This is a genomic window from Janthinobacterium sp., from assembly GCF_031995485.1.
Lineage (GTDB): Bacteria > Pseudomonadota > Gammaproteobacteria > Burkholderiales > Burkholderiaceae_D > Janthinobacterium.
The window spans coordinates 185,676-208,542 of record NZ_DAMAGB010000003.1 but is presented as its reverse complement, the minus strand read 5'-3'; the positions used below and the strand labels follow the sequence as shown (position 1 = coordinate 208,542).

23 protein-coding genes are annotated in these 22,867 nt (G+C 61.0%); 16 read left to right on the top strand and 7 right to left on the bottom strand.

Annotated features, from left to right (window positions below):
* Positions 1-31: 31 nt before the first annotated feature.
* Complete coding sequence (locus tag RTQ46_RS03970) at positions 32-1,537, bottom strand: DASS family sodium-coupled anion symporter (protein WP_312434739.1); 1,506 nt, start codon at positions 1,535-1,537, stop codon at positions 32-34.
* A 252-nt stretch (positions 1,538-1,789) separates the two neighbouring features.
* On the opposite strand from RTQ46_RS03970, the gene RTQ46_RS03965 reads away from it, so the two are divergent.
* The 7 genes from RTQ46_RS03965 to RTQ46_RS03935 all read left to right on the top strand — a co-directional run bounded on the left by RTQ46_RS03965 (position 1,790) and on the right by RTQ46_RS03935 (position 7,790).
* Positions 1,790-2,827, top strand: a complete 1,038-nt coding sequence (locus RTQ46_RS03965) for an alpha/beta hydrolase (RefSeq protein ID WP_312434738.1) — start codon at positions 1,790-1,792, stop codon at positions 2,825-2,827.
* A 456-nt stretch (positions 2,828-3,283) separates the two neighbouring features.
* Positions 3,284-3,754, top strand: a complete 471-nt coding sequence (locus RTQ46_RS03960) for a nuclear transport factor 2 family protein (protein ID WP_312434737.1) — start codon at positions 3,284-3,286, stop codon at positions 3,752-3,754.
* An 8-nt stretch (positions 3,755-3,762) separates the two neighbouring features.
* Positions 3,763-4,323, top strand: a complete 561-nt coding sequence (locus tag RTQ46_RS03955) for a TetR/AcrR family transcriptional regulator (RefSeq protein WP_312434736.1) — start codon at positions 3,763-3,765, stop codon at positions 4,321-4,323.
* 166 nt (positions 4,324-4,489) lie between these two features.
* A complete protein-coding gene (locus RTQ46_RS03950; RefSeq protein ID WP_312434735.1) occupies positions 4,490-5,140 on the top strand; it encodes a TetR/AcrR family transcriptional regulator in 651 nt (216 codons plus the stop codon).
* A 179-nt stretch (positions 5,141-5,319) separates the two neighbouring features.
* A complete protein-coding gene (locus tag RTQ46_RS03945; RefSeq protein ID WP_312434734.1) occupies positions 5,320-5,970 on the top strand; it encodes a protein-L-isoaspartate O-methyltransferase in 651 nt (216 codons plus the stop codon).
* Between the two features lie 15 nt (positions 5,971-5,985).
* Entirely contained in the window at positions 5,986-6,309 is a 324-nt protein-coding gene (locus tag RTQ46_RS03940) for a rhodanese-like domain-containing protein (protein ID WP_312434733.1), read from the top strand.
* A gap of 140 nt (positions 6,310-6,449) precedes the next feature.
* Positions 6,450-7,790 (top strand): TolC family outer membrane protein, encoded by a 1,341-nt coding sequence (locus RTQ46_RS03935; protein ID WP_312434732.1) that lies wholly within the window; start codon positions 6,450-6,452, stop codon positions 7,788-7,790.
* A 48-nt stretch (positions 7,791-7,838) separates the two neighbouring features.
* Here the strand turns inward: RTQ46_RS03935 and RTQ46_RS03930 are convergent, their stop codons facing one another.
* A complete protein-coding gene (locus tag RTQ46_RS03930) occupies positions 7,839-8,306 on the bottom strand; it encodes a DMT family transporter (protein ID WP_312434731.1) in 468 nt (155 codons plus the stop codon).
* Positions 8,307-8,395: 89 nt separating this feature from the next.
* Here RTQ46_RS03930 and RTQ46_RS03925 point away from each other — a divergent pair, with 89 nt between their 5' ends.
* Positions 8,396-9,307: a LysR substrate-binding domain-containing protein gene (locus tag RTQ46_RS03925; RefSeq protein ID WP_312434730.1), complete on the top strand. Its 912-nt coding sequence runs from the start codon at positions 8,396-8,398 to the stop codon at positions 9,305-9,307.
* Between the two features lie 5 nt (positions 9,308-9,312).
* Here RTQ46_RS03925 and gloA read toward each other — a convergent pair whose 3' ends face one another.
* The 4 genes from gloA to RTQ46_RS03905 all read right to left on the bottom strand — a co-directional run bounded on the left by gloA (position 9,313) and on the right by RTQ46_RS03905 (position 11,983).
* Positions 9,313-9,720: a lactoylglutathione lyase gene (gloA, locus tag RTQ46_RS03920; protein WP_312434729.1), complete on the bottom strand. Its 408-nt coding sequence runs from the start codon at positions 9,718-9,720 to the stop codon at positions 9,313-9,315.
* A gap of 112 nt (positions 9,721-9,832) precedes the next feature.
* Positions 9,833-10,255, bottom strand: a complete 423-nt coding sequence (locus tag RTQ46_RS03915; RefSeq protein WP_312434728.1) for an OsmC family protein — start codon at positions 10,253-10,255, stop codon at positions 9,833-9,835.
* A 105-nt stretch (positions 10,256-10,360) separates the two neighbouring features.
* On the bottom strand, positions 10,361-11,695 hold the full coding sequence (locus RTQ46_RS03910; protein ID WP_312434727.1) for a sorbosone dehydrogenase family protein: 1,335 nt from the start codon (positions 11,693-11,695) through the stop codon (positions 10,361-10,363).
* Positions 11,696-11,710: 15 nt separating this feature from the next.
* Entirely contained in the window at positions 11,711-11,983 is a 273-nt protein-coding gene (locus RTQ46_RS03905) for a hypothetical protein (protein ID WP_312434726.1), read from the bottom strand.
* Positions 11,984-12,272: 289 nt separating this feature from the next.
* Between RTQ46_RS03905 and RTQ46_RS03900 the strand changes: the two genes are divergently transcribed.
* From RTQ46_RS03900 to can, 7 genes are all read left to right on the top strand, one after another.
* Positions 12,273-13,235: an NAD kinase gene (locus RTQ46_RS03900; protein ID WP_312434725.1), complete on the top strand. Its 963-nt coding sequence runs from the start codon at positions 12,273-12,275 to the stop codon at positions 13,233-13,235.
* A 60-nt stretch (positions 13,236-13,295) separates the two neighbouring features.
* Positions 13,296-14,963, top strand: coding sequence for a DNA repair protein RecN (gene recN / locus RTQ46_RS03895; protein WP_312434724.1), 1,668 nt, complete (start codon positions 13,296-13,298; stop codon positions 14,961-14,963).
* Between the two features lie 154 nt (positions 14,964-15,117).
* Positions 15,118-16,227, top strand: a complete 1,110-nt coding sequence (gene hemH / locus RTQ46_RS03890) for a ferrochelatase (RefSeq protein ID WP_312434723.1) — start codon at positions 15,118-15,120, stop codon at positions 16,225-16,227.
* A gap of 324 nt (positions 16,228-16,551) precedes the next feature.
* Positions 16,552-17,088 carry a nucleotide exchange factor GrpE gene (gene grpE, locus RTQ46_RS03885; RefSeq protein WP_312434721.1) on the top strand — a complete coding sequence of 179 codons (537 nt, stop codon included), beginning with the start codon at positions 16,552-16,554 and terminating at the stop codon, positions 17,086-17,088.
* A gap of 91 nt (positions 17,089-17,179) precedes the next feature.
* Positions 17,180-19,126, top strand: coding sequence for a molecular chaperone DnaK (dnaK, locus tag RTQ46_RS03880; RefSeq protein ID WP_312434720.1), 1,947 nt, complete (start codon positions 17,180-17,182; stop codon positions 19,124-19,126).
* 160 nt (positions 19,127-19,286) lie between these two features.
* The gene (gene dnaJ, locus RTQ46_RS03875; protein ID WP_312434718.1) at positions 19,287-20,420 is read left to right on the top strand and encodes a molecular chaperone DnaJ; all 1,134 of its coding nucleotides are present in this window, start codon (positions 19,287-19,289) and stop codon (positions 20,418-20,420) included.
* Between the two features lie 62 nt (positions 20,421-20,482).
* On the top strand, positions 20,483-21,151 hold the full coding sequence (gene can / locus RTQ46_RS03870) for a carbonate dehydratase (RefSeq protein WP_312434717.1): 669 nt from the start codon (positions 20,483-20,485) through the stop codon (positions 21,149-21,151).
* Between the two features lie 51 nt (positions 21,152-21,202).
* On the opposite strand, the gene RTQ46_RS03865 is transcribed toward can, so the two are convergent.
* Positions 21,203-22,090: an HTH-type transcriptional regulator ArgP gene (locus tag RTQ46_RS03865; protein WP_312434716.1), complete on the bottom strand. Its 888-nt coding sequence runs from the start codon at positions 22,088-22,090 to the stop codon at positions 21,203-21,205.
* A gap of 141 nt (positions 22,091-22,231) precedes the next feature.
* On the opposite strand from RTQ46_RS03865, the gene RTQ46_RS03860 reads away from it, so the two are divergent.
* Positions 22,232-22,849: a trimeric intracellular cation channel family protein gene (locus tag RTQ46_RS03860; protein WP_312434781.1), complete on the top strand. Its 618-nt coding sequence runs from the start codon at positions 22,232-22,234 to the stop codon at positions 22,847-22,849.
* Positions 22,850-22,867: the final 18 nt, after the last annotated feature.

Genomic DNA, 22,867 nt, shown 5'->3' with positions numbered 1-22,867 from the left:
GAACTGCATAAAACGGGGGGTGAAGCGTGATTTACCAGTAGCCCAGCACTTTCCACCAGGTGCTGCCCACCACCGCAAAGATCGCCAGTTCCACCAGGCACATGACCAGGCCCACGCGCCACCAGTTGCCCATCGTCACAAAGCCGCTGCCAAAGATGATGGGCGAGGTGCCGGTGGCGTAGTGCGTCAGGGTCATCATGATGGCCGACCCGGCCGTCATCATCAGCATGAACGGAATCAGGTACTCGGGCGGGATCAGCTGTGCGCCCACCGTCAGGAACGCCAGCAGCATGGCGCTGATATGGGCGGTGGTGCTGGCAAAGAAATAGTGCGAAAACACAAATACCAGTACCAGCACGGATGCCACCGGCAGCCAGTCCATGCCGCTGGCGACGATGGCGCCCTTCATGCCGGCTGAGAACCAGGCAATCACGCCCGTCTTGTTCAGTTGCTCGGCCATCATCACCAGCGCACCGAACCACACCAGCGTGTCCCAGGCGCTTTTTTCCGACAGCACGTCGTCCCAGTCGATGGTGCCGGTAATGATCAGCACGAACAGCCCGACAAAGGCCACCACCGTGGGGTCGAGCGAAAACGCCGGGCCGAACAGCATGGCGGGCACGTTGGCCCACAGCACCAGCAGCAGGCCGAAGGTGCCCAGCATGACTTTTTCGGCGGCCGACAGCGGGCCCATGGTTTTCAGTTCCGCCTTGGCGTAGTCGACCGCGTCCGGCGTGGCTTTCAGTTCGGGCGGCGACAGCCAGTAAATCACGACCGGCATCACCAGCAGGCACACCAGCCCCGGCAGCAGCATGCACAGCGCCCAGGTGGTCCAGCTCAAATGAAAGTTCTGGTTGCTGACTCTGGCCACATAATCGACCACCAGCGGATTGGGTGCGGTGGCCGTCAAAAACATGGCCGAGGTGATCGGATTGGCGTGGTAATTGACCAGCGCCAGGTAGGTGCCCACCTTGCGCTCGGTGCCCTTGGCCGGGTCGGAGTCAAACGCGTTGGCGATCGACTTCATGATCGGATGGACGATGCCGCCGCCGCGCGCCGTGTTGCTGGGCGTAAACGGTGCCAGCACCAGTTCGCAGATCGCCAGGCCATAGCCGATGCCGATGGTGCGCTTGCCCAGCAGCGAGATGAACAGCAGGCCGATGCGGCTGCCCAGCCCGGTCTTTTTCAGCCCGCGCGAAATCAGGATGGCGACCACGATCAGCCAGATCAGCGGATTGGCAAAGCTGCTCAGCGCGTCCGTGATGGCGCCCTTGGACGAGGTCGAGGTGACCTGCGACAGCGAGACGATCACGATCGCCATCATGGCCATCACCCCGATCGGCATCACCTTCAAAATGATGGCAACGATGGTGGTCAGAAAGATCGCCACCAGCGCCCAGGCCTTCGGCGTCAGGCCGTCCGGTGTCGGCAGCAGCAGCAGGGTAATCAGCACGATGGTGGATATGACGGCCGGGCCCAGCTTGAACGGTACGGCTTCCTTGAAATGGCGCAACAGCTCGCCGACAGACTTGAACATCTTGATCCTTTCATGACCCGCTTGCCCGGGCAGGCATGCAGTTTGGCAATATTGCAACCATCATAATGCAGGGGATGGCAGGGATGGGACGTGGATACCGAATGTATTCCCTCAAGTCAATTTTGAGCGACTTTATCTCTCTGAAGCGAACACGGTGCTAAGCGGGTCACTGCACATACGCATGGCAGAATATTCACTACTGTTGGCAGTCAGACACCTCATTATCGAACGCTGCCAACCAAGGAAAAATCCATGAACAAGAAACTGCTGCTCACTTCCCTCGCCGCCGCGGCGCTGGCCACCGTCGCCCTGTACTCGCACGCCGCGCCACCGAAGGCCGATGCCGACATGCAAAAAGTGCTCGACGCACTGGCGTCGCTGGGCGGCAAACCGATCGAAACCTTGACGCCGGAAGAAGCGCGCCAGCAGCCCACGCCTGCCGACGCGGTGAAGAAAGTACTGACCGACATGGGCAAATCGGCCGCGCCGGAAGCGGGCGTGACGGTCAAGCAGATGACGGTCAAGGGTCCGTCGGGCGATTTCTCCGTGTATATCTACACGCCGGAAGGCACCGGCCCTTTCCCGGTAATGGTGTACTACCACGGCGGCGGCTTCGTGATTGCCGACACCAAGACCTATGACGCCTCGCCGCGCGCGCTGGCAAAAATGGCCAACGCCATCATGGTTTCGGTCGACTATCACCGCGCGCCGGAACACAAGTTCCCGGCCGCGCCGGAAGATGCCTATGCCGCCTACGAGTGGACGCTGGCGCACGCGAAGGAATTCAATGGCGACCCGTCGCGCGTGGCGGTCGGCGGCGAAAGCGCGGGCGGCAACTTGGCCACCGTGGTGTCGATGATGGCGCGCGACAAGCAGGCGACCTTGCCGCTGATGCAGCTGCTGGTGTATCCGGTGGTCAGCGACGACATGACGACGCCGTCGTACGTGAAAAATGCCGACGCCAAGCCGCTCAACAAGCCGATGATGGGCTGGTTCTTCAAGCACTACGGCGGCGATCCGGCCAACCCGTACGCGCTGCCACTGAAGGCGCCTTCGCTGAAAGGCTTGCCGCCGGCCACCATCGTGGCCGCCGAAATCGACCCGTTGCTGTCGGAAGGCAAGACCTATGCGGAGCGCCTGAAACAGGACGGCGTGACGGTCTCGTACCAGGAATACAAGGGTGTCACGCACGAGTTCTTCGGCATGGGTGCGGTGGTGAAAAAGGCGAAGGATGCGCAGCAGTTTGCGGCCGATGCGTTGAAGAAGGCGTTTGCGGCAGCCACACAGTAACCGTTGTTTCCATCAATACGGCATCCGGAACGTCCTGGATGCCGCTCTTCCTCCTTCCATGTAACAACCCCTGCGCTCGCTGAACGCTGCATGAGCGCGCATACATGGCCAGCCTGATGTGAGGTTGAGACACACATCGGTTGTGTCACAACCCCGATGAGTGACACGATCATTTGACGGCCGGGCATGACGGCTATCGGCAAGCAGGCGGCATCGGCCGCAGCCAAATGCCACGCCCGGCAAGGAGCAGGGCGGCCTGGGCAGCAGTGCCATCGCCCAAGTCGCGCTTGCCGATATCGGTTGGGGGAGGTGAAAACACCATCGCCTGGCGTCGTCGAGGCGGCCCCATCATTTACCCACCCAAAAAAAATCGCTTGCAATGCGCAGCCAAGCGGGCTACAGTTACTTTACCGATCGGTACATTGTGTTCTGATCGGTACATTCAAGGAGAAATACATGTCTACCCGCCCGCCATTGCCGCCATTCACCCGCGAAACCGCAGTGGAAAAAGTCCGTCTTGCCGAAAACGGCTGGAATACCCGCGATGCAGAAAAAGTCGCCCTGGCCTATACCGAAGAGAGCTGGTGGCGCAATCGCGCCGAGTTCGTTCAAGGCCGCCACGCCATTGTCGCGCTGCTCAAGCGCAAGTGGACGCGGGAACTCGACTACCGTCTGATCAAAGAGCTGTGGGCTTTCGATGGCGCCCGCATCGGCGTACGTTTCGCCTATGAATACCACGATGATAGCGGCCAGTGGTATCGTGCCTATGGCAACGAAAACTGGGAATTCGATGAAAATGGCTTGATGCATCACCGCCACGCGTGCATCAACGAACATCCGATCAAGCCTGAGGAACGCAAGTTCCTGTGGGACAATAGCGGCCCACGCCCGGCTGGTTATCCAGGCCTGAGCGATTTCGGTTTCTAGGGAAGATTATGGCGAGAGTAATTGCGGAGCGGGAGGATGTGATCCCGAGGCTGGCGGAAGTGTTCCGCACCTATGGTTTCGAGGGAGCGAGCTTGGCTCGCATCACCGAAGGGACCAATCTGGGGAAGGGCAGCATCTATCACTTTTTCCCGGGCGGCAAAGAGGAAATGGCGGAAGCCGTGCTGACGCAGGTGGATGACTGGTTCAAGCGGAATGTCTTTGAGTCGCTGAACGAACGTGCGGATGCGGTACAAGGCATTACGGCGATGTTCGACGATGTAGGTCGTTATTTCCTTTCTGGCCGTCGCGTCTGTCTGGTTGGCATATTTGCGCTTGGCAATGAGCGCGACCGCTTTGCTGCCAGGATCCGCGATTACTTTGCAGCCTGGATCGAGGCGCTTGCAGGCGCCTTGGTACGCGCCGGGCGCGAGCCGAAAGTAGCCAAGTCGCTGGCCGAAGAAGTGGTAGGCGGTATCCAGGGTGCGTTAGTTTTGGCCCGTGCTCTTGATCGGACGGATGTCTTTGCCGAAACGTTGCATCGCCTCCGACAGCGTTTGCTGACTGATTGAACGCACGCACGCGATAACGCTTCGCACAGCGCTGCCATGTCAAGCGCGTTGACGACTTCCCGCCCGCGATACGCCGACGTGCAAGGCGTCCACTTCAGTCTTGACCTTGCCTGTATACAAGTCTAAGATTAATGACTCAAAAGTAAGTTACCCGGAATCACACTACATGCAAGTCCCGATGGATACCAAGCCGCGCTGGGAGCGGCGCAAGGATGCGCGGCCGCAGGAACTGCTGGCCGCGGCGCTCGACCTGTTTGTCGAACGGGGCTTTGCCTCTACCCGGCTGGAGGACGTGGCCAAGCGGGCCGGAGTCTCCAAGGGCACCTTGTACCTGTATTTTGAAAACAAGCAGGAGCTGTTCAAGGCCGTGGTGCGTGACAATATTGTCCATTCGATCGGCGAAGCGGAAAACAGCATGGCGGCATCGGATGCCGGCAGTGGCGAGCTGCTGCGCAGCCTGATGATGCAGTGGTGGGAAGAATTCGGCGCCACCAAGCTGGCCGGCCTGACCAAGCTGATGATGGCTGAAACCAACAATTTTCCGGAACTGGCGCAGTTTTACAACGAAGAAGTCGTACAGCGGGGCAATGCGCTGATTGCCAGCCTGGTCGAGCGCGGCATGCGGCGCGGTGAATTTCGCCAGGTCGACCCGGTACTGGTCAGCGCCATCCTGTGCGCGCCGATGACCATGCTGATGATGTGGACCCATTCTTTCCTGCCGTGTGACGTCAACAATATCGATCCGATCGCCTATCTGAACACCTTTATCGACATGAGCCTGCGCGGCCTGCAACTGGAGCCAGGTGTAAACCGCTGAGCAGCAACGGAACGCCATGCGTATTAGCTACCGTTCAGTTACGCCTTTGCAAGGTTCACCCCCTTAAATCTGCAGATCGTCGCAAATTTCCTCCATCGCCTCTCTTTATGGTTAACATGTGCTTTCAGCCAGTTCAACGATAAAATGGCGGATTATTACTTCACTTACCGAGTCCAAAGATGAATATCGAACAAGCCCGCTTCAATATGATCGAACAGCAGATCCGTCCATGGGACGTGCTGGATATCGACGTGCTGGAGCTGTTGAACGTGGTGAAACGTGAAGATTTCGTTCCGGCTGCCTATAAAAACCTGGCCTTCATCGATACCGAAATTCCGCTGGGCGGCGGCGAAAGCATGTTTACGCCGAAGCTCGAAGCCCGCATCTTGCAGGAAGTCGCCGTTAAAAAGCACGAAAATGTCCTGGAAATCGGTACTGGCAGCGGCTACATGGCCGCTCTGCTGGCGCACAAGGCGCGTCACGTGACGACCGTGGAAATCCTGCCGCAAATCAAGACACAAGCCGAACAGACCCTGGCCACGAATGGCGTAACGAATGTCAACGTCGTGCTCGGCGATGGCGCACAGGGCTGGAACATCGGTGCTCCGTATGACGTGATCGTCATGTCCGGCGCGCTGCCGGTGCTGCCTGAGGCGGTTTTGCAACAGGTCAAGGTGGGCGGCCGCATCCTGGCCATTATCGGTGAAGCCCCGATCATGTCGGCCCACCTGATCACGCGTACCTCGGACCTGACTTACGATACGCGCAAGGTGTTTGAAACCAATGTGGCGCAATTGCAAGCCGTGCCGCCATCGCACTTCCAGTTCTGAAGCGGCGGGCAATCGATGGAGATCCTGAGTGCACCGCAACTGGCCGAATGGCTGGCTGATCCTTCCCGTCCGCGTCCCTTCCTGCTCGATGTGCGCGAAGGGTGGGAATTCGACCTGTGCCGGCTCGACGGCGCGACTCTGATGCCGATGAACTCGATCCCGGCACGCATCGACGACCTCGATGAAGACGCCGAGATCGTCTGCATCTGCCATCACGGCGCACGCAGCATGCAGGTGGCGGCCTTTTTGGAACGTAATGGGTTTGGCAAGGTCAGTAATCTGACAGGCGGCATGCACGCCTGGGCGTTGCAGGTCGACGCCAGCATGGCAAAATACTAAGTAATTTCTTGTAGACGCAAGCCCGGGCCTGTGCATTGCGCAGGCCCGAGGAGAGCTGCACCCGTCTGATCCGGAGGGGGCGCAGGCAGTACCCGATTTTTGTATCCATCAACTTTTGACGACTCCCACGGAGAAATGCAATGCGGAAACCCCTTATCGCCGTACTGATGTCCAGCGCCTTGGTCACGATGACATGCTCGCTGCAAGCACAGGCGGCCGATCTCATCCAGGTATACCAGCAGGCGCTGGCCAATGACGCGCAGTACGCCAGCGCGCGCGCGGCCCTGTCGGCCGGGATGGAAAGGGTGCCGCAGGGCCTGGCCGGGCTGCTGCCGCAAGTGTCGGCCTCGGGCAGCAATACGCGCGGCGACAACGAGTTGATTTCGCAGAACCTGGGCGGCAACAAGATTACCTCACCCTCCGTCAATGTGCGCACCAACAGCTACAACGTGACCCTTGCCCAGCCATTGTTCCGCTGGGACCGCTGGGAAACCTATCAGCAAAGCAAGCTGGCGCAATCGATCGCCGAAGCCCAGTTCGCGCAGGTGCAGCAAGACCTGATCACGCGTGTGGCGCAGGCGTATTTCGACGTGCTCAGTGCGCAGGACAACCTGGGCGCGACGCAGTCGCAAAAGGCGGCGACGACCGAGCAGCTGGCGTCGGCCAAGCGCAACTTCGAAGTCGGCACGCAAACCATTACCGACACGCATGAGGCGCAGGCGGCGTACGACCTGGTGGTGGCGCAGGAGTTTGCCGCCATCAATGACCTGGCCAACAAGCGCAGCGCCTTGCAAACGATTATCGGCGAAGCACCGGCCAGCCTGGCGCCGATGCGCACCGGCGTCACGCTCAGCGCGCCGCAGCCGGCCACCATCGAACCGTGGGTCAGCTCGGCCGAAGAGCAGAACTTCGGCGTCGTCACGGCCCAGTTCAATGTGGAGTCGGCCAAGCGCGACATCGGCCGCAACCGCGCCGGCCACTACCCGACGCTGGACCTGGTGGCCAATGCCGGTCATACCTATACATCGGGTGGCGGCAGCGGCAGCGGCAATAACAACAACGCCATCGGGGTGCAGTGGAGCATCCCGATTTTCAGCGGTTTTGCCGTCACCAGCCGCGTACGCGAATCGATCGCGCTGGAAAACAAGGCCCGCAACGACCTGGAAACGGCGCGCCGTTCGGCCTCGCAAAACGCGCGCCAGGCTTTCCTCGGCGTCAACAGCGGCATGGCACAGGTCAAGGCGCTGGAAGCGGCGGAGGTGTCGAGCAAGTCGGCGCTGGAATCGAACCAACTGGGCTACCAGGTGGGCGTGCGTATCAATATCGACGTGCTGAACGCGCAGAAACAACTGTTCTCGACGCAGAAAGACCTGTCGAAAGCGCGCTACGACACCATCATGAATGGCTTGCGCCTGAAGTCGGCCGCCGGCACCCTGAAGGAAACCGACCTGGTGCCCGTCAATGCCTTGCTCGACCGTTAAGCGGCCCTGAGCGTCAGAAAAACCAGCGCTGACATAGCCTTTTTTTTGTCAGCTGGCGCGCGCGCTGGCCATTTGCATGACGGCAACGCCGCTCACCACCAGCGCTGCTCCCGCCCAGTGCAGCGGCGTGATCTGTTTCACGGCAAAGCCGAGCAGGCCGTAGCGGTCAATCGCCAGCGCGGCCAGCACCTGGCCGCCGATGACGGCCGCCATGAACGGACCGGAGCCCATGCGCGGCGCCAGCATCAGCGCGGCCGTGATGTAGAACACGCCTGCCGCGCCCCCCAGCCAGGTCCAGCCCGGCGCGCGCAGCGACAGCGATACGTCGGGCGCCGGCACGCGCAATACCAGCATCACCAGCGAAGCGAGCACGGCGCTGACGCCGAGCGAGGCTACGGTGGCCCACAGCGGGTGGCCCAGGTTGCGGCCCAATGCAGCGTTCGCGCCGGCCTGGAACGGCACCACGGCGCCGGCCAGTATTGCCAACGGGGCAAATAAAGTAATCCATCCTTGCATGTCAGTCTCCATCGTTGATTGATGGAGACAGCGTATTATTACGTGAACATAAAATCCAATTCGTACTTTGTCATCAAATCATGCACCGGATGAATAATATAGCCACGCATCTGCGCAGCGTCGACCTGAACCTGCTGGTCATCCTGGAAGCGTTGCTTGCCGAGCGCCATCTGTCGCGTGCGGCCAAACGCTTGCACATGAGCCAGCCGGCGGTCAGCCATGCGCTGGGCCGCCTGCGCCAGTTGCTCGACGATCCGCTGCTGTTGCGCGGCAAGGGTGGCTTCCGGCCCACGTCGCGCGCGCTGGAACTGGCGCGGCCGCTGGCCGAGGCCTTGCAAAGCGTGCGCTGCGTGCTGGGCGGCGCCGGGTTCGATGCCGCCAGCGCGCAGCGCGCGTTTCGGCTGGCCATGTCCGATTATGGCGCGGCACTGGTGCTGCCTGCCTTGCTGTGCCGGCTGCGTGCGCAGGCGCCCGGCATCGACCTGGTCATCAGCAGCGCCAGCCGCCCGGCCATGCTGGCCGGTTTGCAGGATGGCGAGCTGGACCTGGCGCTCGGCGTATTTGCGCAGCTGCCGGAACAGTTGCACAGCGAGGTGCTGTTCGAGGAAACGTTCAGCTGCGCGCTCGATCCGGCCAGCCTGGCGGCGGGCGAGCAGCTGAGTCTGGCAACTTACCTGGCGCGACCCCATGTACTGGTGGCGTCCACCGATGGCGGCATGGCAGCCGAAGTCGATGCGGCGCTGGCCAAGCTGGGCCGGACGCGGCGCATCGCCGTGCGATTGCCGCACTGGACGGTGGCTCCGGAATTACTGAAGGGGACGGATCTGATCCTGACGGTGGCGCAGCGCGCCCTGCAGGGCTGTGAACAGCCGGGAGTGATGGTACAGGCGCCACCGTTTGCGATCGCACCATTTTCCTTCGAGCTGGTGCGGCATCACCGTACGGACGGCGATGCCGGTATTGCCTGGCTGCGCGCGGCGATTGCCGCGGCAGTCAGCTGATTGACTTACAGTCCGCCGCCCTGGCCGTCGAACTTGCGCTCGATCAGTTCGATCTTGTAGCCGTCCGGATCGGTAATAAAGGCGATCACGGTGCTGCCGCCCTTGACCGGACCCGGTTCGCGCGTGACGTTGCCGCCGTTGGCGCGCGCGGCGTCACAGGCGGTGACGATATCGTCGGCCGAGATGGCGATATGGCCGTAGGCCGTGCCCAGCTCGTAGCTGGTGGTGCCGTAGTTGTAGGTCAGTTCCAGTTCCGCGTGGTCCGGGTTCGAGCCGTAGCCGACAAACGCCAGCGTGTACTGGTATTCCGGATTATCGCTGGTGCGCAGCAACTTCATGCCCAGTACGTTGGTGTAGAAATCGATGGAGCGTTGCAGGTCGCCGACCCGCAACATGGTGTGCAAAATACGCATCTTGTATCCTGAGGATGGTGGTGAATGGCAGGATTTTAGGCGTTTTACGAGCTTCCTGCAGAAACCGCTCCCGCCGCCCTGGCAGCAGGCGGCATGGAACGGCCCAGCTCGGTTACTCGAGTCTGGCGTCGAGCGTGATGTTTGCGACCAGCAATTTCGATACCGGGCAGCCCAGCTTGGCGCGCAGCGCCGCATCCTGGAAGGCTTCATTGCTGGCGCCGGGGATGGTGGCCACCAGGGTCAGGTGGATCGCCGTGATCGCATATTCGCCATCGACCTTGTCGAGGCTGACCTGGGCCGTGGTTTTCAGGGCGGTGGCGCGCAGGCCCGATTCGCCCAGCTTGCCCGACAGAGCCATGGTGAAGCAGGCTGCGTGGGCGGCGCCGATCAATTCTTCCGGGTTGCTGCCCGGTCCGTCTTCAAAGCGTGTATTGAAGCCATAGGCAATATTGTCGAGCGCGCCGCTTTCGGTGGAAATGAAACCCTTGCCATCCTTGAGGCCGCCACTCCAGACGGCTGATCCTGATTTTTTCATGATGTGCTCCTGTGCGTGGTTCGAGCAACCATCATGCGCGAAGGGGCGCCATGCCACTGTTCGGTGCGCCACACAGGGGGACGATCATCCCCCTGGTGTCCGGCATCAAGGCGCGGTGGTCACGCGCCAGATGACGTTGCCGACATCGTCAGCCACCAGCAGCGCGCCAGCCTTGTCGACCGCCACGCCCACCGGCCGGCCCTGTGCATTGCCCTTGCGATCCAGAAAGCCATTGACGAAATCCTGCGGCGGGCCGGACGGCTTGCCATCGGCAAACGGCACGAAGATTACCTTGTAGCCGCTGAACGGCTTGCGGTTCCACGAGCCGTGCTGGCCGATAAAGGCGCCGTTTTGATAGCTGTCCGGAAACAGCTTGCCGTCATAGAACGCCAGGCCCAGCGACGCCGTATGCGCACCGAGCGCATAGTCGGGCGCGATGGCTTTCGCTACCAGTTCCGGGCGCGGCGGTTTCACGCGCTTGTCCACATGCTGGCCGTAATAACTGTAAGGCCAGCCATAGAAGCCGCCATCCTTGACCGAGGTCATGTAGTCGGGCACCAGTTCGTCGCCGAGTTCATCGCGCTCATTGACGGCGGTCCACAGCGCCTTGCTGGTCGGCTGCCAGGCCATGCCGTTCGGATTGCGCAGGCCGCTGGCAAAGATGCGCGGCTTGCCGGTGGCAATCTCGTATTGCCAGATGGCCGCGCGGCCCTCTTCGGCGCCCATGCCGTTCTCGGCCACATTGCTGTTCGAGCCGACCGACACATATAAAAACTTGCCGTCGGGACTGGCCACCACGTTCTTGGTCCAGTGATGGTTGATCGGGCCGCCCGGCAGGTCCATCACCTTGACGGGCTTTGCCGTGATTTCGCTCTGGCCTTCTTCATACGGCACGCGCACCAGCGCGTCGGCATTGGCGATATACAGGTCCTTGCCGACCAGCGCCATGCCGAATGGCGAATTCAAGCCTTGCATGAACACCGTGCGCGTCTGCGCCACGCCGTTCGCGTCAATGCCGCGCAGCAGCGTGATGCGGTTGGCGGTGGGCGTGCCGGCGCCGGCTTTTTTCATGGTCATCTTCATGATCTTGCCCTTGATGCCCTTGCTGTCCTCCGGCTTCGGCGGGGCATTGGTTTCGGCCACCAGCACGTCGCCATTCGGCAGCACATGGATCCAGCGCGGATGGTCGAGATCGCGCGCCAGCGCATGGATGGCAAACCCGGCCGGCACCGTCGGTTTGGCATCGCCGGCCCAGCGCTCGACCGGAGCGACTTGTACCGTCGGAATCAGTTGCTTCGAAGGCGCCGGCAGCACCGGTTGCGGGCCGAAGCCGGGCGGCATGGTTTGCGCCAGGGCGCTGCCGGCGCCGGACAGTGCGCCCAGGGTCGCGATGGCAATCAGGGAAACGCGCAGACGTCGGGTAGGGTAGGGCAGGGACATGGAATGCTCCGGGTATCAGGTTTGGCGGGTTTTCTTGGACGTCAGGTCGGGATCAGGCCTGGCCTGGCCGGGCGCGGTCGGATTGACCTTCTCCACGCCGGGCTGGTTGCGCAGGTCGGTATCGACCAGGCCCTGCTCCAGGTCGCTGGCGGCCTGTTTCATGATGTCGCGCGGCTTGACATTCTGCGCGTCCGGCGACTCGTCGCGCTCATGCGGCATGCGGTCCACACCATCATTTTTTACCTTCTCGTCGGTATTGATCTTGCGCTCGCTGTGTTCGGTAACCATATGACCTCCCGGGATGGATGAATAGACAATGATGTCAGTTTCCCTGTACTGCCGGCGCCACGCAAGCGCGTTTCCTTGCCCAGCGCGCGCTGGCGCACGCAGCGGCGCATGTTTTCTTTTCCTCCGGCTGCTTTATCCCGATTACACTGCATGCACGACTTACCGAACGCCCCTTGCCGCTGGAGCGCGACCGCACTATACTGTGCATATATACAGTATCATTGTTGTATGAGTGCAGTGATCGCGACAGCCGGGGCGACTTGCCACCGATTATTTTGCCGAGATTTTTATGCCCGTCGAACACCACGCCGCTGATTTGCCAGCCACCTCGCCAGCCTTGTTGCCAGCAGGCGCCAGTTTCAATACCGGCGCCAAGACCATCGCCCTGGTCGTGCGCCAGAATACCGATGGCATTGCCGAGCCGGTGCGCAGCATCATTGATTTCCTGCAAGGCAAGGGGCATACCGTGGTGTTCGAGGCGGAAACGGCGGCCCACCTTGGCATGCAGGGCGTCACATCGATGACGCCGGCCGAGATCGGCGCAGCCGCCGATTGCGCCATCGTCATGGGCGGCGACGGCACCATGCTCGGCATTGCGCGCCAGCTGGCGCCCTTCGACGTACCCCTGATCGGCATCAACCAGGGCCGGCTGGGCTTCATGACCGATATTCCGCTGGAGCGCATGCTGCCGGTGCTGGCCGATATTTTAGGTGGCAATTTCGAAGCCGAACGCCGCACCTTGCTCGAAGGCAGCGTGCTGCGCGATGGCAAGTCGATTCATGTCGGCATGGCCGTCAACGACGTGGTGGTGTCGCGCGGCGCCGGTGCCGGCATGGCCGAGCTGCGGGTCGAGGTCGATGGCCACTTCATGTACAACCAGCGCTCGGACGGGCTGATTATCTCCACGCCAACCGGATCGACCGCGTATGCGCTGTCGGCCGGCGGCCCGCTGCTGCATCCGACCCTGGGCGGCATTGTGCTGGTGCCGATCGCGCCGCATGCGCTGTCGAACCGGCCCATCGTCCTGCCCGATTCGAGCCAGATCGTGGTGGAAATCGTGCGCGGGCGCGATATCAGCGTGAACTTCGACATGCAGACCTTTGCCAGCCTGCTGCAGCAAGACCGTATCCTGATCCGCCGTTCGCCGCACACGATTACTTTCCTCCATCCGGAAGGCTGGAGCTATTACAACACCCTGCGTGAAAAACTGCACTGGAACGAGTACCCGTCCGGCGAGGGCAAGCTCGTTTAAGCACGTTATTGACGCCAACCCCGCGGTGCGCTGTACGCCTGCCGCCCAACCACTGACACCATGCTCCATACCCTGTCCATCCGCGATTTTGTCATTGTCGATTCGATTGAACTGGAATTTTCCGCCGGTTTCAGTGTGCTCACGGGCGAAACGGGCGCCGGCAAGTCGATCCTGATCGATGCGCTGACGCTGGCGCTGGGCGGGCGCGGCGACGCCAGCGTGGTGCGCGAAGGCGCGGCCAAGGCCGATATCACGGCCGACTTTTCCGTCAGCGAGGTGGCGCAGGCCTGGCTGGTGGCCAATGAATTTGCCAACGAAGACGGCGGCGCGCTGATGCGCCGCGTGATCGACAACGCGGGCCGCTCGAAAGCCTATATCAACGGCATCGCCGCCACCGCCGCGCAACTGCGCGAACTGGGCGACATGCTGGTCGATATCCACGGCCAGCATGCGCACCAGTCGCTGCTGAAAAGCGAAGCCCAGCGCGCTCTGCTCGACGGCCAGGCGACGGCGCGCGAAGCGGGCGCGGAACAGGATGCGCGCCAGGTGGCGGCCTTGCACAAGCGCTGGCGCGCGCTGGTGCGCCAGCGCGAGGAATTCGAAACCAATGCCGCCAATGTGCTGTACGAGCGCGAACGGCTCGAATGGCAGGTGGGTGAACTGGAAAAGCTGGCCGCCAAGCCCGGCGAGTGGACCGAAATTACCAACGAGCACAGCCGCCTGTCGCATGCGGCCAGCCTGCTGGAAGGGGCGCAAGAAGCGCTGTCCATTATTTCCGAAGCAGAAGAACATCCCGTCATTTCGCAGTTGGCCACGCTGAACCAGAAGCTGGGCAAGCTGGTGTCGGTCGACGCGGAACTGCAGCCTATCGTCGACCTGATCGAATCGTCGCGCATCCAGTTGCAGGAATCCGTGTATGCGCTGAACAATTACCTGGACCGGGTCGAGCTCGATCCGGACCGTCTGCACCAGCTCGATGCGCGCATGGAAGCGATGCACAGCACGGCGCGCAAGTTCCGCGTCACGCCCGAGGAACTGCCGGAAGAGCACGCCAAGCTGTCGGAAAAACTGCAGCACCTGGCCGACGCCAGCGATATCGAGGGCTTGCGCCGCCAGGAAGAAAAGATCGAAGCCGAATACCGCGCCGTCGCAGGGAGGTTATCGAGCACGCGCAAGACAGCCGCGCTGGAACTGGGGCAGGCCGTCACGCGCGCCATGCAGGAACTGAGCATGACGGGCGGCAGCTTTGAAATCGCATTGAATCCTTGCGAGCCGGCCGCGCATGGCCTGGAGCAGGTGGAGTTCCTGGTCGCCGGCCACGCGGGCACAGCGCCCAAGCCGCTGGCCAAGGTGGCGTCCGGCGGCGAACTGGCGCGTATCGCGCTGGCCATTTCCGTGATTACCTCGCACGCCACCACCACCCCGACATTGATCTTCGACGAGGTCGACAGCGGCATCGGCGGCGCCGTGGCCGAAGTGGTGGGGCGCCTGCTCAAACGCCTGGGGCAGGGCCGCCAAGTGCTGTGCGTGACCCACTTGCCGCAAGTGGCCAGCCAGGCCAACCAGCATTTCCAGGTGGCCAAAGGCACCCTGGACAACGGCAAGACCGCTTCGCGCATCGACATGCTCGACGCCAAGGCCCGGGTCGAAGAAGTGGCGCGCATGCTGGGCGGACTGGAAATCACGGCCACCACGCGCAAGCATGCCCGAGAACTTCTCGCGACGTAATCGAAGCCGGGGCCAGACCCCCGCGCCCGCTGGCGCAAGCCTTTGAGTTGGCGGCATTGAGGGTCTGACCCCGGACTCCGGCCGCGTTAGCGCGGAGCATGCACCCAATGCCACTATAATAACTGGCTACCCGTCCAACACTCCCAACGAACCCATGCCATTCCAGCCCGAACCAACCTATAAGCATGGCACCGTCGCACGCAGCGCTGTGGTGCTGGTCAACCTCGGTACGCCCGATGCACCCACCGCGCCGGCCGTGCGGCGCTACCTGAAGCAATTCCTGTCCGACCCGCGCGTGGTGGAAATCCCGCGCCTGGTCTGGTGGTTTATCCTGAACCTGATCATTCTGCCGTTCCGCTCCGGCCAGTCGGCCAAGAAATACGCGTCGATCTGGACCAAACAGGGGTCCCCTTTAAAAATCCATACGCAGCAGCAGGCCAGCTTGCTGGGCGCCGCACTGGCCGAACGCGGCCATGATGGCGTGACGGTGGCGATGGCCATGCGCTATGGCTCGCCGTCGCTGCCGGAAGTGCTGGCCCAGCTGAAAAGCGAAGGCTGCGAGCGCATCGCCATTTTGCCGGCCTATCCGCAGTACTCGGGCACCACCACCGGCTCGATCTATGACGCCGTGTTCAGCCATTACGCCACGGTGCGCAATGTGCCGGAACTGCGCTTTATCAAGCAGTACCACGAGCACGCCACGTATATTGCCGCCCTGCGCGACTCGGTGCTGGCCCATTGGGAAGCGAATGGCCGTCCCGAAAAACTGGTGATGAGTTTTCACGGCGTGCCCAAGCGCACCTTGCTGCTGGGCGACCCGTATCACTGCCAGTGCCTGAAAACGGCGCGGCTGCTGGCCGAACAGTTAAATCTGAGTAAAGATCAATATATGGTCACCTTCCAGTCGCGCTTCGGCAAGGCCGAGTGGTTGCAGCCGTATACCGCGCCGACATTGATCGCGCTGGCGCAACAGGGCATCAAGCGCGTTGATCTGCTGTGCCCGGGCTTTACCAGCGACTGCCTGGAAACGCTGGAAGAAATCGCGATGGAAGCGAAGCACGATTTCCTGACTGCCGGCGGCCAGCTGTTTCACTATATCCCATGCCTGAACGAGTCGCCGGGCTGGATCGCCGGCATGGCCGAGATTGCCGAAGAACATATGACCGGCTGGCCAACGCACACCACGCCGGAACAACGCGCAGCGAACCAGCGCGCTGGCGAGCAGGCGCGCGCGGCGGCGCTGGCGCTGGGCGCCACCAACTGAACCTGTCAGCATTAATAGTTGAGATCGAAGGCCGCGCTTGCGCGGCTTTGTCTTGTGTAGCCTGGCTGGATTTGCGAAATGGCAACAGTTGATTGGTGGTGGCCGGTGCCGGACTGTTAGAATGCCGGGCTTCGCGGATCATGCACAGGTCGCTTGCAGAAAGCAGGAAGCGATCCGTAATCCGCTGTAACATGGAAAGACGTAATTTCTGGTGATGTTGTTAATACCCCTTGAAAGAGAGGGATATAGCCCCATCTGCCGCTCAGTGTTGTAGAGCGATGTAGCCTAACTAATATTAAGTCATTGATTGTAGGAGCTTTTCAGATGCAAGATCAGGAAAACCAAGCTGTACCTAATCAGCAAGCGGACGCTGCGGCGGCTGCACCATCGACTCCCGCAGAGCCTACTTTGGAAGAGCAGCTGGCCAGTACCGAAGCGCGTCTTGCAGAGATGCACGATGCCTTCATGCGCGCCAAGGCCGACGGTGAAAATATCCGCCGCCGCGCCCAGGAAGATGTTGCTAAAGCACATAAATTTGCAGTTGAAAGCTTTGCCGAAGCCCTGGTGCCCGTCAAGGACAGCCTGGAAATGGCACTGACGGTCGATGCGCCGACGATCGAATCGCTGAAGGAAGGCGTCGAAATGACCCTGAAACAGCTGAGCTCGGCGTTCGAGCGCAACCGCCTGGTGGAAGTGTTGCCGGCGCAAGGCGACAAGCTCGACCCGATGAAGCATCAGGCTGTTGCTGTCGTGCCAGCTGACCAGGAAGCCAATACGGTTGTGTCAGTGTTGCAAAAAGGTTATATGATTGCCGACCGCCTGCTGCGTCCGGCCATCGTGACCACCGCGCAAGCAAAATAATCAGAGTGCGGCATCAAGCAAGCCTTGAAACCGTGCCGCTTTGCCACATATAAGAACCATCTGAAATCTAGCGAATAAAAGGAAATAAATCATGGGTAGAATTATCGGTATCGATCTGGGAACCACGAATTCCTGCGTTTCCATCATGGAAAATGGTCAACCAAAGGTAATCGAAAACGCCGAAGGCGCACGCACGACGCCGTCGATTATCGCTTACCAGGAAGATGGCGAGATCCTCGTCGGCGCGCCGGCCAAACGCCAGGCCGTGACCAATCCGAAAAACACGCTGTTCGCAGTCAAGCGTCTGATCGGTCGCAAGTTCGACGAAAAAGAAGTCCAAAAAGACATCGGTCTGATGCCTTACCAGATTACCAAAGCCGACAACGGCGATGCGTGGATCGGCGTGCGCGACAAAAAACTGGCACCACAGCAAATTTCGGCTGAAGTGCTGCGCAAAATGAAAAAAACCGCTGAGGACTACCTCGGCGAAGAAGTGACTGAAGCCGTCATCACGGTTCCCGCTTACTTCAACGATTCGCAGCGCCAGGCAACCAAGGATGCCGGCCGTATCGCTGGCCTGGACGTCAAGCGCATCATCAACGAACCAACCGCGGCAGCGCTGGCGTTCGGCCTGGACAAGAACGAAAAGGGCGACCGCAAGATCGCCGTGTACGACTTGGGCGGCGGTACGTTCGACGTGTCGATCATCGAAATCGCTGACGTCGATGGCGAAAAACAATTTGAAGTGCTGGCCACCAACGGCGACACCTTCCTCGGCGGCGAAGACTTCGACCAGCGCGTCATCGATTACATCATCGACGAGTTCAAGAAGATCAACGGCATCGATCTGAAAAAAGATCCGATCGCTTTGCAGCGCATCAAGGCTTCGGCCGAGCGCGCGAAGATTGAACTGTCGTCGTCGCAGCAGACGGAAATCAACGAGCCGTACATCGCCATGGCCAATGGCGCTCCGGTCCACCTGAACCTGAAGATGACCCGCGCCAAGCTGGAGTCGCTGGTGGAAGAGCTGATCAGCGCCACCATCGAGCCTTGCCGCATGGCCATCAAGGATGCCGGCGTGAAGGTGTCGGACATCGACGACATCATCCTGGTCGGCGGCATGACCCGTATGCCGAAGGTGCAGGAAAAAGTGAAGGAATTCTTCGGCAAGGATCCACGCAAGGACGTGAACCCGGACGAAGCCGTGGCAGTGGGCGCCGCGATCCAGGGCTCGGTCCTGTCGGGCGAGCGCAAGGACTTGTTGCTGCTGGACGTGACGCCATTGTCCCTGGGTATCGAAACCCTGGGCGGCGTGATGACCAAGATGATTCACAAAAACACGACGATTCCGACCAAGTTCTCGCAAGTGTTCTCGACCGCCGATGACAACCAGCCTGCCGTGACCATCAAGGTCTACCAGGGTGAGCGTGAAATCGCGGCCGGCAACAAAGGCCTGGGCGAATTCAATCTGGAAGGCATCCCGCCAGCATCGCGTGGCACGCCACAGATCGAAGTGACCTTCGACATCGACGCCAACGGCATCTTGCACGTCGGCGCGAAAGACAAGGCCACCGGCAAGGAAAACAAGATCACGATCAAGGCCAACTCCGGCTTGACCGAGGCTGAAATCCAGAAGATGGTCAAAGACGCCGAGTTGAACGCGGAAGAAGACAAGAAGGTGAAAGAATTGGCCGAGTCGCGCAACCAGGCTGATGCTCTGGTACACTCGACCCGGAAATCCTTGACCGAATACGGCGACAAGCTGGATGCCGGCGAGAAAGAGAAGATCGAAGCGGCGATCACCGACCTGGAAGCGAGCATCAAGGCCGGCGACAAAGCCGAGATCGACGCCAAGGTGGAAGCACTGTCGACCGCATCGCAGAAACTGGGCGAAAAAATGTACGCCGACATGCAAGCGCAGCAAGCTGCCGGCGGTGCGGAAGGTGCACAGCAAGCCCCTGGCGGCGCATCGGATGCAGGCGCCAAGCAGGACGACGTTGTTGACGCTGACTTCAAGGAAGTCAAAGACAGCAAGTAATGTCTTGCGCTCCCGACAGTTGGGGGCAGCCGGGCTGAACGCTACATCGCGGGATTAGCCGCGAAGACCGGCCGAGCCGAGTCGCCGCCCAGCGCGGCACTCGACTCGGCTTTTTCGTGTAATTTTTACATCAGTAGATAGACTGCAAGGTGCCGACAACATGGCAAAGCGTGATTTTTACGAGACACTCGGTGTCGCAAAAAATGCTTCGGAAGAAGAGATCAAAAAGTCTTACCGTAAACTGGCGATGAAATACCATCCGGACCGCAATCCGGACAGTAAGGAATCGGAAGAAAAGTTTAAGGAAGTCAAAGAAGCCTACGAAATGCTGACCAATCCGGAAAAGCGCGAAGCGTATGACCGCTATGGTCACGCCGGCGTGGATCCGAACATGGGTGGCGGTGGCGGCTTTGGGGGCGGCGCCGGCGGTTTCGCCGACAGCTTCGGCGATATCTTCGGCGACATCTTTGGCGGTGGCGGTGGACGCAGCCGCAATGCGGGGCCGCAAGTGTACCGTGGCGCCGATTTGCGCTACAACCTGGAAATTACACTGGAGCAAGCTGCGCACGGCTTCGACACGACCATCCGCGTGCCGAGCTGGGACAAGTGCGAAACCTGCCACGGCAGCGGCGCCAAGCCAGGCACCCAGCCGGTGACCTGCGGCACCTGCGCCGGTCATGGCCAGGTACGCATGCAGCAAGGTTTCTTCAGCATCCAGCAGACCTGCCCGAAATGCCATGGCAGCGGCAAGGTCATCCCCGAGCCGTGCACCACCTGTGCCGGCGCGGGACGCATCAAGCGCAACAAGACGCTGGAAGTGAAAATTCCGGTCGGTATCGACAACGGCATGCGCATCCGCTCGTCCGGCAACGGCGAACCGGGGACGAATGGCGGCCCGTCGGGCGACCTGTATGTGGAAATCCACATCAAGCCGCACGCCGTGTTCCAGCGCGAAGGCGACGACCTGCATTGCGAAATGCCGATTTCGTTTACCAAGGCTGCACTGGGTGGCGACATCGAGGTGCCGACCCTGAACGGCAAGGTATCGTTTACGATTCCTGAAGGCACCCAGTCGGGCAAGACCTTCCGCCTGAAAGGCAAGGGCATCAAGGGCGTGCGTTCCGGTTATGCCGGCGACCTGTTCTGCCACGTGGCGATCGAAACACCCGTCAAGCTGACGGAAAAGCAAAAAGACCTGCTGCGCGACTTTGAGAAGTCGACCACCGAAGGTGGTGCCAAGCACAGCCCGCAAAGCAAGACCTGGAAAGACAAGGTCAAGGATTTTTTTGAATAAGCACCAGTAATCATCGCCGGGATGCCCCAAACATCCCGGCTTTTTTTTAAGGAAATGACATCATGACCGAAGTGACAACCGGCCCGGCCCTGTCAGAACTGCTACAGCGCAACAAGCGCTGGGCCGATTCGATGGTGGAAAAGAATCCCGACTACTTCAAGAACTTGGAAGCGCAGACCTCGCCCGAGTATCTGTGGATCGGCTGCTCCGACAGCCGGGTGCCGGCCAACGAACTGCTGGGCATGCCGCCAGGCGACGTGTTCGTGCACCGTAATATCGCCAATGTGGTCGTGCATTCCGACCTGAACTGCCTGTCCGTGCTGCAGTTCGCGGTCGACGTGCTGAAGGTCAAGCATGTCATCATCGTCGGCCATTATGGCTGCAAAGGCGTGCATGCCGCCATGACCGGTACCCGTATCGGCCTGGTCGACAACTGGCTGCGCCACGTGCAGGACGTGAGCCAGAAACATGAGCGCTACCTGGGCGACGTGCTGACCAGCCGCCAGCGCAGCGACCGCCTGTGCGAGCTGAACGTGGCCGAACAGGTACTCAACGTTTGCCAGACCACCATCGTGCAGGATGCCTGGGAACGCGGCCAGGAAGTCAGCGTGCACGGCTGGGTATATGGCCTGAAAGACGGCGTCTTGAACGACCTGAACGTCACCATCACGGCCGGCCACGAACTGGCGCCGCGCATGGCGGCCCGCCTGGCCAGCTACGAAGAAGCCTGATCATTGCCTGGCTGTTCGCCATCACGGCGGGCCGCTTTTCCTCTTGCGTTTTTACTTCAGCACCGTGCGCGCCGCCGCCACGATCTGGCGCGACAGCTGCTCCATGCGCGGCGACTGTACCTTCCAGGTATGCCAGTACAGCGCCACGTCGGCGGGCTGGTCCGGCGTCAGCATCTCCACCAGCTTGCCATCGGGGTTGGCCTGCAGCAGCAGTTCCGGCACCATGCCATAACCGAGTCCATAGCGGATCGCATTGAAGTGCGAGGTGGCGCCCGGCACGTAGTGGCAGGGGTAGGCGCCTTCAGGCAGGCCCAGCGCTTCCTGCAGGTAGGACGATTGCAAGGTGTCCTTGCGCGTGTAGGCGACCACCGGCGCCGTGCGTGCCGCCTGGCGTGTCATGCCGTGGGCAAACCACTGCTGGCGAAAGGCCGGCGTGGCCACCAGCCAGTAGCGCATCACGCCCAGCAGCTCGGCCGTGCAGCCGCGCATCGGTTTCGGCTCGGTACTGATGCAGCCGATCGCCATCCCCGTTTCCAGCAAGGTATAGGTGTGATCCTGGTCCTCCACGGTCAGGTCCAGCAGCACGCGTTCCCGGATCAGCACGCTTGACAAGGCCGGGAAAAACCAGGTGCCCATCGAGTCGGCGTTCAGCGCCAGCACCAGGGTCAGCGGCGCATCCTGCTGCACCGCCAGTTCCGCTTCCAGGTCCGCTTCCAGCAGCTTGGCCCGCTTCAGGTATTGCATCAGGCGCTGGCCCGTGCGCGTGGCGCGGGCAGGGCGGCTGCGCACGATCAAGGCATTGCCGAGCTGGCTTTCGAGCGCGCGCACGCGCTGGGAAATCGCGGGCGAGGTCAGGTGCAGCTGCAGCGCCGCCTGCTCGAAACTGCCCGTCTCGACCACGGCGCGAAACGCATCCGTATGCTTCGGGTTCAGGTCCATGAAGGCTGCCTTACATTAGGAAAATTTATCATTCCCAAATAATACTTACTTTTGATAAGGAACGGCGTGTTGCAATGCACAATGGCGTTTTCGCGCGGTTTCCTTGCGCGCCAGCCTTATCTGGAAGAATAAAATATGCTGCTGTATACGATCTACCTGGTGGCAATCAGCGCTGAAGCCATGTCCGGCGCCATCATGGGCATGCGCCGTGGCATGGATCTGTTCGGCATCGTGATGATCGGCACCGTCACCGCATTGGGTGGCGGCACCATCCGCGACGTGCTGCTGGGCCACTATCCGCTAGGCTGGATCGCCCACCCGGAATACCTGCTGTTTACCGGTGGCGCGGCCGTCGTGACGGCGTTTGTGGCGCGCTATCTGCACCACCTGCGCTCGGTATTCCTCATCGTCGATGGACTGGGACTGGTGGCGTTCTGCGTGATCGGCTGCGATATCGCCATGTCGGCCGGCATGCATCCGGCCATCGTGGTGCTGGCCGGCATGATCACGGGCGTGTTCGGCGGCCTGCTGCGCGATATTCTGTGCAACCAGATTCCGCTGGTGCTGCAGCGCGAAGTGTACGCCACCGTGGCGGTGTTTACCGGTGCGCTGTATGTGGCGCTGCTGCACTTCAAGGTGGACAGTTCGGTGGCGCAACTGGTATCGATCGCCGCCGGCCTGCTGTTCCGCTTCCTGGCGCTGCATTTTTCGTGGCGGTTGCCGAATTTTAATGGGGACCAGGTTCGCGGGTTTGAGTGACGTTTGTGGGGGATGGGG